A 12,049-nucleotide genomic window follows, 5' to 3' on the forward strand; every position below is an offset into this window, starting at 1 on the left:
GCGCCCGGCTCGCCGGGCAGCTCGCCGAACTCCCGCTCCCGGCCGGTGGTTTCGCGGGCGTGGTGTCGCTGCTGGCACTCGACGAGACCATGGCGGACGGTGCCCCCGGCGGACCGGCCCGGACCACCACCCTGCTCCAGGCCCTCGGCGACGCCCGGATCGGCGCCCCGCTGTGGTGCCTCACCCGCGAGGCCGTCGCGGCCGCCCCCGGTGACCTCGTCACCGGCCTGCCGCAGGCCGCCGTCTGGGGCCTCGGCCGGGTCGCCGCGCTCGAACTCCCGCAGCGCTGGGGCGGGTTGATCGACCTGCCCGGAACCGTCGACCGGGACACCGCGGCCCTGCTGGCCGCCGTGCTGGCCGACCCGGCCGGGGAGGACCAGCTCGCCGTCCGCCGCACCGGCCTGCTCGCCCGCCGCCTGGCCGCCACCCCCGGAGGATCCGGCGGCGCCCGGGACGACCAGGGCGTCTGGGAGCCCACCGGCACCGTGCTGATCACCGGCGGTACCGGCGCGCTCGGCGCCGAGGTCGCCCGCGGCCTCGCCGCCGCCGGGGCCCGGCACCTCGTCCTGCTCAGCCGCCGGGGCCCCGACGCGCCCGGCGCGGCCGAACTCCGCGCGGACCTCACCGCCGCCGGGGCGGCCGTCACCATCACGGCCTGCGACGCCGCCGACCGGGAGGCGCTCGCCGCCGTCCTGGCCGCCGTGCCCGCCGACCACCCGCTGACCGCCGTCGTCCACGCCGCCGGCGTCCTCGACGACGGGGTGATCGACGGCCTCGACCCGGCGCGCTTCACGGCCGTCCACCGGGCCAAGGCCGCCTCGGCCCTGCTGCTCGACGAACTGACCGCGGACCAGGACCTGGCCGTCTTCGCCCTGTTCTCCTCCGCCTCGGCCGCCGTCGGCAACCCCGGCCAGGGCAGCTACGCGGCCGCCAACGCCGTGCTCGACGCGCTCGCCGAGCGCCGCCGGGCCCACGGCCGCGCGGCCACCTCGATCGCCTGGGGCGCCTGGGGCGGCGCCGGCATGGCCGCCGACGCCCGGGCCGCCGAGGCCGCCCGACGCACCGGCATCCGGCCGCTCGACCCGGCCGCCGCCGTCACCGCGCTGCGCCGGACCGTCCTGGACGACGCCCCGACCACCCTGGTCGCCGACGTCGACCCGGAGCGCTTCGTGCGCGCCTTCACCGCCGTCCGGCCGAGCCGACTGCTCGCCCAACTCCCCGGCTACGCCGAGCCGCAGGGCCCCGGCGCCGACCCCGGGAACGGCCGCGGGCTGCGCGCCGAACTCGCCGGGCTCACCCCGGCCCGCCGGGCCGCCGCCGTGCTCACCCTGGTCCGCACCCGGGCCGCCGAGGTGCTCGGGCTGCCCGGCATCGAGGCGGTCGGCCCGGACAAGGCCTTCCGGGACCTCGGCTTCGACTCGCTCGGCGCCGTCGAACTGCGCAACCGGCTCGGCGCCGCCAGCGGCCTCGACCTCTCGCCGACGCTGGTCTTCGACCACCCGAGCCCGAGCGAGCTCGCCGAGCACCTGCTCGGCCTGCTGGTCACCGGGGCCGACCGGGGCGGGGCGGACGCGGAGCCCGAGCGGGACCGCCTGCGGGCCCTCGTCGAGTCCGTCCCGCTGGAGCGGCTGCGGCGCAGCGGCGTGCTGGACGTGCTGCTCAAGCTCGCCGACGGCGGGCCCGCCGACGACGCGGACGGCGGTGCCGACGGTGCCGCCGACGGTGACGAGGCCATCGACGCGATGGACCTGGACGACCTGGTGCAGGCCGCCCTGCGCAACGACCCCGACCACGCCCAGGACTGACGGAGCACCCATGACCACGCCCCACGACAAGGTAGTCGCCGCTCTCCGGTCCTCCCTCAAGGAGTCCGAACGGCTGCGGCAGCAGAACCGCCGGCTGCTGGCCGCCGCCACCGAACCCGTCGCCGTCATCGGCATGGGCTGCCGCTACCCGGGCGGCATCGGCTCGCCCGAGGAGCTCTGGGAGCTGGTGGCGAACGGCCGCGACGCCACCGGGGACTACCCGTCGGACCGCGGCTGGGACCTCGGCGCCCTGCGGGACACCGGCGTCGACGAGCGCGGCACCCGGGTCTCCCGGCGCGGCGGCTTCCTCGACGCGGTGTCCGGCTTCGACGCCGACTTCTTCGGGATCTCGCCCCGCGAGGCCGTCACCACCGACCCCCAGCAGCGGCTGCTGCTGGAGACCTCCTGGGAGGCGTTCGAGCGGGCCGGCCTCGACCCGACCGCCCTGCGCGGCAGCCGCACCGGGGTGTTCCTCGGCACCAACGGCCAGGACTACGCCTACCTGCTGGTGCGCTCCCTGGCCGACGCCACCGGGGACATCGGCACCGGCATCGCCGCCTCCGCCCTCTCCGGCCGGCTCTCCTACACCCTCGGCCTGGAGGGGCCGGCGGTGACGGTGGACACCGCCTGCTCCTCCTCGCTGGTCGCCCTGCACTGGGCGGTCCAGGCGCTGCGGGCGGGCGAGTGCACGCTGGCGGTGGCGGGCGGGGTCAACGTGATGTCGACCCCGGGGGCGCTGCTGGAGTTCAGCCGCCAGGGCGGGCTGGCCCCGGACGGGCGGTGCAAGGCCTTCGCGGACGGCGCGGACGGCACCGGCTGGTCCGAGGGCGTCGGCGTGCTGGTGCTGGAGCGGCTCTCGGACGCGCGCCGCAACGGGCACCGGGTGCTGGCCGTGGTCCGCGGCTCGGCGGTGAACCAGGACGGCGCGTCCAACGGGTTCACCGCGCCCAACGGGCCGTCCCAGCAGCGGGTGATCCGGGCCGCCCTGGCCAACGCGGGACTGTCCGCCGACGAGGTGGACGCGGTCGAGGGCCACGGCACGGGCACCCCGCTCGGGGACCCGATCGAGGCCCAGGCGCTGCTGGCCGCCTACGGGCAGGGGCGGGAGAGCGGCCGACCGCTCTGGCTCGGCTCGGTCAAGTCGAACCTGGGCCACGCCCAGGCGGCGGCCGGGGTCGCGGGCGTGATCAAGACGGTGATGGCGCTGCGGGCCGGGGTGTTGCCGAAGACCCTGCACGCGGAGCACCCGTCCGGGCGGGTGGACTGGTCGGCGGGGGAGGTGCGGCTGCTGACGGAGGCCCGGGAGTGGCCGGGCGGCGGGCGGACCCGGCGGGCGGGGGTGTCCTCGTTCGGGATCAGCGGGACGAACGCCCATGTGATCGTCGAGGAGGCGCCCGCGGAGGTCGAGGAGGCGTCGGTCGAACCGTCGTCCGGCGTGCCGGGGGTGGTGCCGTGGGTGGTCTCGGCGAAGTCGGCGGCCGCGCTCGGCGCGCAGCTGGCCCGGCTGGCCACGGCGGGCGGCTCGCCGCTGGACGTCGGGCTGTCGCTGGCGGGGCGGTCGCGGTTCCGGCACCGGGCGGTGCTGGTGGCCGGCGCCGAACTGGCCCGTGGGGTGGCGGCGGAGCGGTCGACGGCGTTCCTGTTCTCCGGGCAGGGCTCGCAACGACTCGGCATGGGCCGGGAGTTGTACGCCCGGTTCCCGGTGTTCGCGGCGGCCTTCGATGAGGTGTGTGCCGCGCTGGACCTGCCGCTGCGGGATGTGGTGTGGGGTTCGGACCAGGAGTTGCTGAACCGGACCTCGTTCGCGCAGGCGGGGCTGTTCGCGGTGGAGGTGGCGCTGTTCCGGCTGCTCGAATCCCTGGGTGTGGAGCCGGAGTTCGTGGCCGGGCACTCGATCGGCGAGGTCGTGGCCGCGCACGTGGCCGGGGTGTTCTCGCTGGCCGATGCGTGTGCGCTGGTGGCGGCGCGTGGTCGGCTGATGCAGGCGCTGCCGTCGGGCGGCGCGATGCTCGCCGTCCGGGCTTCCGAGGAGGAAGTCCGGCCACTGCTGGGCGACTTGGTGTCGATCGCGGCTGTCAACGGCCCGACCTCGGTGGTCGTCTCCGGTGCGGAGCGGGCCGTCGCCGCGATCGAGGCGCACTTCGTCGACCGGAAGACCACCCGCCTGCGGGTCTCGCACGCCTTCCACTCCCCGCTGATGGATCCGATGCTGGCGGAGTTCCGGGCCGTCCTCAACGGCCTTTCGTACCACGAGCCTTCGATCCCGCTGGTCTCCAACCTGACCGGTGAGTTCGTCACCGGGGCGACCGGAGCCGACTACTGGGTGCGCCACGTCCGCGAGACGGTCCGCTTCGCCGACGGCCTGCGCGCGCTGCGCGAGGCCGGGGCCACGGCCTTCGTCGAACTCGGCCCGGACGGCGTCCTGTCGGCTCTGGTCCAGGACACCGACGCCCCGGCGGTCCCGCTGCTGCGCCGCGACCGTGCGGAGGAGAGCGCGCTGGTCACCGGCCTGGCCCGGCTGCACGTCGCGGGCGTACCCGTGGACTGGGCGCGGCTGTTCGACGGCACCGGCGCCGTGCGCGTCGAGCTGCCCACCTACCCCTTCCAGCACGAGCGCTACTGGCCCGCCCCCGGCAGCCTGGCCGGGGACGTCGCCTCCGCCGGGCTGCTGGCGGCGGACCACCCGCTGCTCGGTGCGGCGGTCCCGCTGGCCGGTACGGACAGCGTGGTCTTCACCGGCCGGCTCTCGCCCGACACGGCGGCCTGGGACGGTGACACGGAGGTCTTCCCGGCGGCCGGGTTCCTGGAGCTGGCGCTCCGGGTCGGCGACCACGTCGGCTGCGACCGGGTCGAGCGGCTCACCGTCACCCGGCCGCTGCCGCTGGGCACCGGCGGCGCCACGACGGTCCAGGTCCGGGCGGGTTCGCCGGACGGGACCGGAGCCCGGGCGGTGACCTTCTTCGCGCGCCCGGACGGCTCCCTCGACGAGCCCTGGACCGAACACGCCACCGGCCTGCTGACCGCCGGGGCGCGCACCGCGGGCTTCGACGCCGCCGTCTTCGATGCCGCCGCCTGGCCGCCGGCCGGCGCGGTCGCGCAGGGCGAGGGCGTCTGGCAGCGGGGCGAGGAGACCTACGTCGAGGTGGAGTCGGCCGACGGGGCCGCGGGCTTCGGTCTGCACCCGGCGCTGCTGGCGGCGGTGGTGCGGGCGGACGGCCGCGGGCTGGTGCCGGTGGCCTGGTCCGGGGTGTCGCTGCACGCCTCGGGGGCGACCGTGGTGCGGGCCCGGCTGGTCCGGACGGGCGCGGAGACGCTGGCGCTGGCCCTGGCCGACGCGGCGGGGGATCCGGTGCTCTCGGCGGAGTCGGTGGAGCTGGCCGAGCCGGTCGCCGCCTCGCGTGCGGTGGACGGGTCGCTGCTGCGCCTGGACTGGGTCGCGGCCCCGCTCGGCCGGGTGTCGGAGGTGCGGTCGGTGACCCTGGACGGGGAGTTGGCCTCCCTGGTGGAGGTGCCGGAGGCCGTGCTCGTACCGGTGCCGGGCGGTGCCGAGGGCCCGGAGGCCGTGCACGAGGTGACGGCGTGGGCGCTGGGCCTGGTGCAGGAGTGGCTGGCCGAGCCGCGCTTCGAGGGCTCGCGCCTGGTGTTCGTCACCCGGGGTGCGGTGGGCGAGGTGGGCGAGGTGTCGGACCTTGCCGGTGCCGCCGTATGGGGTCTGGTCCGGGCGGCGGAGACGGAGAACCCGGGTCGGTTCGTGCTGGCGGACACCGACGGCGGGCTGCCGTTGGCCGAGGTGCTGGCCGTCGGCGAGTCGCAGGTGGTGGTCCGCGACGGCGTCGTCCGGGTCGGCCGGCTGACCCGGGCGCCGGGCGGTGGCTCGTTCGACGGCTGGGGCGACGGCACGGTGGTCGTCACGGGCGGCACCGGTGGCCTGGGCCGGCTCGTGGCGCGCCACCTGGTGGCCGAACGCGGCGTCCGGGAGCTGCTGTTGCTGAGCCGCCGGGGCGGACTCGGCTCCTGGGTGGAGGAGTTGCGCGAGCTGGGCGCCGAGGTCGAGGTCGTCGCGTGCGACGTGGCCGACCGGGCGGCGCTCGCCGAGGCGCTCCGGGGCCGGACGGTCACCGGTGTGGTGCATGCGGCCGGTGTGCTGGACGACGGTGTGGTGACGGCGTTGACGCCCGAGCGGCTGTCCGCCGTGCTGCGGCCCAAGGTTGATGCTGCGTGGCACTTGCACGAGTTGACCGCGGGTCAGGATCTGAAGGCGTTCGTCCTCTTCTCCTCGATCTCCGGTGTGCTGGGTAGCGCGGGCCAGGGCAACTACGCGGCGGCGAACGTCTTCCTGGACGCACTCGCTTCCTGGCGCCGCCAACAGGGCCTGCCCGCCCAGTCCTTGGGCTGGGGTGCCTGGGTGCCCGCAGCAGGTATGACGGGGACGCTGAGCGAGACCGACCAGCAGCGGATCCGCTCCGCCGGGGTCCCGCCGCTGACCGAGGACCAGGGCCTGGCCCTGCTGGACGCCGCCATGGCCGTGGACGCGCCCTACCTGGTGGCGACCGGCCGGATGGCCACCGGGGCCCGCCCGCGCGGCGAGGTGCCGGCCCTGTTCCGCGCCCTGCTGCCGGCCGGTCGCCGCACCGCCTCCGGCACCACCAGCGGCACGGGCGCCGCGCTCGCCGAGCGGCTGGCCGCCCTGCGCGAGGCCGACCGGCCGCGCCACCTCCTCGACCTGGTCCGCACCGAGGCCGCCACCGTGCTCGGCCACCCCTCCGGCCGGTCCGTCGACCCCGGACGGGAGTTCCGCGAGCTCGGCTTCGACTCCCTCACCGCGATCGAACTGCGCAACCGTCTCACCGCCGCCACCGGGCTGCGGCTCCCGGCGACCATGGTCTTCGACCACCCGACCCCGCAGGCCCTCGCCACCCACCTGCTCGGCGAACTCCTGGACAACACAAGCGAATCGGCCACCCCGGCCGCCGCCACCCCCGCCGCCGGCGAACCGGTCGCGATCGTCGGCATGGCCTGCCGCTTCCCCGGCGGTGTCGCCTCGCCCGAGGACCTGTGGCGGCTGCTGAGCGAGGGCCGCGACGGCATCTCCGGCTTCCCGACCGACCGCGGCTGGGACCTGGACGCGCTGTTCGGCAGCGGCCACGGCGTCAGCGCCACCCGCCGGGGTGGCTTCCTCACCGGCCTGGGCGAGTTCGACGCGGGCTTCTTCGGGATCTCGCCGCGCGAGGCCCTCGCCATGGACCCGCAGCAGCGGCTGCTGCTGGAGACCTCCTGGGAGGCGGTCGAGCGGGCGGGCATCGACCCGACGGCGCTGCGTGGCAGCCGGACCGGCGTCTTCGTCGGCACCACCGGCCAGGACTACGCCTCGCTGGTGATGAACTCGCGGGAGGAGGTGGAGGGCCACGCGAGCACCGGGCTGGCCAACAGCGTGATCTCCGGCCGGGTGTCGTACTGCCTCGGCCTGGAGGGGCCCGCGCTCACCATCGACACCGCCTGCTCCTCCTCGCTGGTGGCGATGCACCTGGCCGCGCAGTCCCTCGACAGCGGCGAGTGCACCCTCGCCCTGGCCGGCGGCGTCACCGTGCTGTCCACCCCGATGAGCTTCCTCGGCTTCACCCGCCAGGGCGGCCTGGCCCCGGACGGGCACTGCAAGGCCTTCGCGGACGGGGCGGACGGCACCGGCTGGTCGGAGGGGGTCGGCGTGCTGGTGCTGGAGCGGCTCTCCGACGCCCGCCGCAACGGGCACCCGGTGCTGGCCGTCGTGCGCGGCTCGGCCGTCAACCAGGACGGTGCCTCCAACGGGCTGACGGCGCCGAACGGCCCGTCCCAGCAGCGGGTTATCCGCCAGGCCCTCGCCAACGCCGGGCTGTCGGCCGCCGACGTCGACGCGGTCGAGGCCCACGGGACGGGCACCCCGCTCGGCGACCCGATCGAGGCCCAGGCGCTGCTGGCCACCTACGGCCAGGACCGTGAACTCCCGCTGCTGCTGGGCTCGGTGAAGTCCAACCTGGGCCACACCCAGGCCGCCGCCGGCGTCGCCGGGGTGATCAAGACCGTACAGGCGATGCACGCCGGGATGCTGCCGAAGACGCTGCACGTGGACGCGCCCTCCTCGCACGTGGACTGGTCGGCGGGCGCCGTGGAACTGCTGACGGAGGCCCGGGAGTGGCCGAACGGCGAGCGGCCCCGGCGGGCGGGGATCTCCTCGTTCGGGATCAGTGGGACGAACGCGCACGTGATCCTCGAACAGGTGCCACCGGTGGAGTCGGCGGTCGAACCGCCGTCCGTCGTGCCGGGCGTGGTGCCGTGGGTGGTCTCGGGCGCCGCGGAACCGGCGCTGGAAGCGCAGTTGGCCGGGCTCGCCGGCGTGGACGGCTCGCCGCTGGACATCGGGCTGTCGCTGACCGGCCGGGCCCGGTTCGGGCACCGGGCGGTACTGCTGGACGGTACCGAGGTGGCCCGGGGCGCGGCCGGCGAACGGCGGCTCGCGCTGCTGTTCTCCGGTCAGGGGTCGCAACGGCTGGGCATGGGGCGGGAGTTGTACGGCCGGTTCCCGGTGTTCGCGGCGGCCTTCGACGCGGTGTGCGAGCGGTTCGAGCTGCCGGTGCGGGAGGTGGTGTGGGGTGCGGACGAGGAACCGCTGAACCGGACCGACTTCGCCCAGGCGGGGCTGTTCGCGGTGGAGGTGGCGCTGTTCCGGCTGCTCGAATCGCTGGGTGTGGAGCCGGAATTCGTGGCGGGGCACTCGATCGGTGAGGTCGCCGCCGCGCACGTGGCCGGTGTCTTCTCCCTCGCGGACGCCTGCACGCTGGTCTCCGCCCGTGGCCGCCTGATGCAGGCCCTGCCGGAGGGTGGCGCGATGCTCGCGGTCGAGGCGACCGAGGAGGAAGTCCGGCCGCTGCTGGGCGAGGTCCTCTCGATCGCCGCCGTCAACGGGCCGAGCTCGGTGGTCGTCTCGGGTGCGGAGCAGGCCGTCGCGGCGGTCGAGGCGCACTTCGCCGAGCGGCGGACCAGTCGGCTGCGGGTCTCGCACGCCTTCCACTCGCCGCTGATGGATCCGATGCTGGCGGACTTCCGGGAGGTCCTCAACAGCCTGGCGTACCAGGAGCCTTCGCTCACGGTCGTCTCCAATCTCACCGGCGGGATCGCCGAGGACCTGCAGTCGCCCGAGTACTGGGTGCGCCACGTTCGGGAGACCGTCCGCTTCGCCGACGGCATCCGCGCCCTCGCCGAAGCGGGTGCCACCGACCACCTGGAGCTCGGCCCCGGGGGCGTGCTCACCGCCCTCGCCGAACGGAACCTCGCCGAGCCGAACCTCGCCGAGCCGAACCGCAGCGACACGAACCCCGCCGAGGGCGCCGATCGCGTCACCACCCCGGCGCTGCGCGCGGACCGTCCGGAGGAGCACGCCCTGCTGACCGCGCTCGCCCGGCTGCACGTCGTCGGCGTGCCCGTCGACTGGGCCCGGGTCTTCGACGGCACCGGCGCCCGGCGGGTCGACCTGCCGACCTACGCCTTCCAGCACGAGCGCTACTGGCCCGCGCAGGCCGCCCGCACCGGCGACGTGACCGGCGCGGGCCTGCGGCCGGCCGAGCACCCGCTGCTGGGGGCGGTGGTCTCCCCGGCCGACTCGGCGGGCGTCCTGCTGACCGGTCGGCTGTCGCTGACGGCCCAGCCGTGGCTGGGCGACCACCGGGTCGGCGGGGCGGCGGTCTTCCCGGTCGCCGGCCTCCTGGAGCTGGCCCTGCGGGCCGCGGACCTGGTGGGCTGCGACCGGGTCGAGCGGCTGACGCCCGCCGAGCCGCTGGTGCTGCCGGAGGACGGTGCCGTCGTGGTCCAGCTGGTGGTGGGTGCCCCCGACGAGGCCGGGACGCGCCGACTGGGTTGCTACGCCCGCCCGGAGGCCGCCGGGGAGGAGGATCCGTGGACCTGCCACGCCGCCGGCACCCTGGCCGTCGGCGGCCGCGAGGGCGGCTTCGACACCTCTGTGTGGCCCCCGGCGGACGCGTCGGCCGTCGAGCCGGAGAGCTGCCACGACCCGCTGGACCACGGTCCGGCGTTCCGCACCCTCCAGGCGGTCTGGCAGCGCGGCGAGGAGGTGTTCGCCGAGGCCGTCCTGCCGGGTCGGGCCGAGGACGCGGCCCCGTACGGGCTGCACCCGGCGCTGCTGGAGGCGGCCGTCCAGGCGGCCGGTCTGCTCGGGCCGGAGGACGGCGAGCGGCTGGTGCCGGTGGACTGGCAGGAGGTGGCGCTGCACGCGACCGGCGCGGCCGTGGTGCGGCTGCGCGTCGCCCGGGCGGGTGCGGGTGCGGGTTCGGTGTCGGTCGAGGTGGTGGACGCGGCGGGCGGGTCCGTGCTGTCGGCGGGGTCGCTGACGCTGGGCGAACCGGCCGCCGTGACCGCGGCCGCCGGGCCCGCCGGGGCGCTGCTGCGGCTGGACTGGGTGGACGCGACGCCGTCGGCGGGCGGGCCCGTGCGCGCGGTGACCCTCGACGGGGAGCCGGCGGCGTTGGTCGAGGTGCCGGAGGTCGTGCTCGTGCCGGTGCCGGGTGGCGCCGAGGGGCCGGCGGCGGTGCACGAGGTGGCGGCGTGGGCGCTGGGTCTGGTGCAGGAGTGGCTGGCCGAGGAGCGCTTCGACGGTTCGCGGCTGGTGTTCGTCACCCGGGGCGCGGCGGGCGGGGCGGGTGAGGTGTCGGAGCTGGCCGGTGCCGCCGTGTGGGGTCTGGTGCGGGCGGCCGAGGCGGAGAACCCGGGCCGGTTCGCCCTGCTGGACGTCGGGGCCGACGCGGACACCGCGGCCGCGCTTCCCGTCCTTGCCGCCCAACCGGCGGGCGGTGACTTCCAGTTCGTGGCCCGCCGGGGTGCCGTCCGGGTCGGCCGGCTGGCCCGGGTGACCGGCGGCGGGACGTCCGCCGGCTGGGGCGACGGCACGGTGGTGGTCACCGGCGGTACGGGTGGCCTGGGCCGGCTGGTCGCCCGGCACCTGGTCGTGGAGCACGGCGTGCGGGACCTGCTGCTGCTGAGCCGACGCGGTGGAGCGGCCGAGCTGGTGGGCGAGTTGGCGGAGCTGGGCGCCCGGGTCGAGGTGCTGGCCTGTGACGCGGCCGACCGGGAGGCGCTCGCGAAGGCGCTCCGGGGCCGGACGGTCACGGGTGTGGTGCATGCGGCCGGTGTGCTGGACGACGGTGTGGTGACGGCGTTGACGCCCGAGCGGCTGTCCGCCGTGCTGCGGCCCAAGGTCGACGCGGCGTGGCACCTGCACGAGTTGACCGCGGGCCAGGACCTCAAGGCGTTCGTCCTCTTCTCCTCGATCTCCGGGGTGATGGGCAGCGCGGGCCAGGGCAACTACGCGGCGGCGAACGTCTTCCTGGACGCACTCGCCTCCCGGCGCCGTCAACTCGGCCTGCCCGCCCAGTCCTTGGGCTGGGGCGCCTGGGTGCCCACCGCAGGTATGACGGGGGAACTGAGCGAGGCCGACCTGCACCGCATCCGCGCCACCGGGGTCCCGCCGCTCACCGAGGAGCAGGGACTGGCCCTGCTCGACGCCGCGATGGCCGTCGACGCGCCGCACCTGGTCCCGATCGGCCGCGCCACCGGCCCGGCGAGGATGCCCGGCACCGTCCCGGCACTGCTGCGCGGCCTGGTCCGCGGCGCCCGTCGGGCGGCTGCGTCGGGCGGCGGCAGCACCGGGACGGCCACCGCGCTGGCCACCCGGCTGGCCGGACTGCGCGAGGGCGACCGGCTCCGGCACCTCACCGGCCTGGTCCGCACCGAGGCGGCGGCCGTGCTCGGCCACGGCTCGGCGCAAGCCGTGGCGGCCGACCGGGACTTCCACGACCTCGGCGTCGACTCCCTGACGGCACTGGAACTGCGCAACCGCCTCACCGCCGTCACCGGCCTCCGCCTGCCCGCCACCCTGGTCTTCGACCACCCCACCCCGGGCGTGCTGGCCGCCCACCTCCTCGGCGTGCTCCTGGACCAGCGGGACGCCGCCGACGGCGCCGAACTGCTCGGCCGACTCGACCGGCTCGACGAGGCCCTGGCGACCGGCGACACCGACCGGGCGACCCGGGACGCGGTCTCCCTCCGGCTGCGCCGAATGCTGGAGAAATTGCGAATCCTCGACGCGGAGAATGCCGAGGACGGCGTCGCGGAGCGACTCGAAGCGGCGAGCGCGGACGAGGTCCTCGCCTTCATCGACAACGAGCTCGGCCGTCTCAGCGACCGCTGACCGCACCCGC

2 protein-coding genes (1 of these 2 only partly in view) are annotated in these 12,049 nt (G+C 76.5%); both read left to right on the forward strand.

All coding sequences use genetic code 11. The features are described from left to right. Positions 1–1,805 carry the 3' portion of a type I polyketide synthase gene (locus ACIP4P_RS05990; RefSeq protein WP_400915353.1) on the forward strand. The gene continues 26,626 nt to the left of window position 1, outside the view, so only the last 1,805 of its 28,431 coding nucleotides appear in the window; its start codon lies off the left edge, out of view; it ends in the stop codon at positions 1,803–1,805. Beyond that, on the forward strand, positions 1,723–12,039 hold the full coding sequence (locus ACIP4P_RS05995) for an SDR family NAD(P)-dependent oxidoreductase (RefSeq protein WP_400915195.1): 10,317 nt from the start codon (positions 1,723–1,725) through the stop codon (positions 12,037–12,039). Before ACIP4P_RS05990 ends, ACIP4P_RS05995 begins: the two co-directional genes overlap by 83 nt. Positions 12,040–12,049: the final 10 nt, after the last annotated feature.

Origin of the sequence: Kitasatospora sp. NPDC089509 (genome assembly GCF_044749365.1) — a bacterium.
Lineage (GTDB): Bacteria > Actinomycetota > Actinomycetes > Streptomycetales > Streptomycetaceae > Kitasatospora.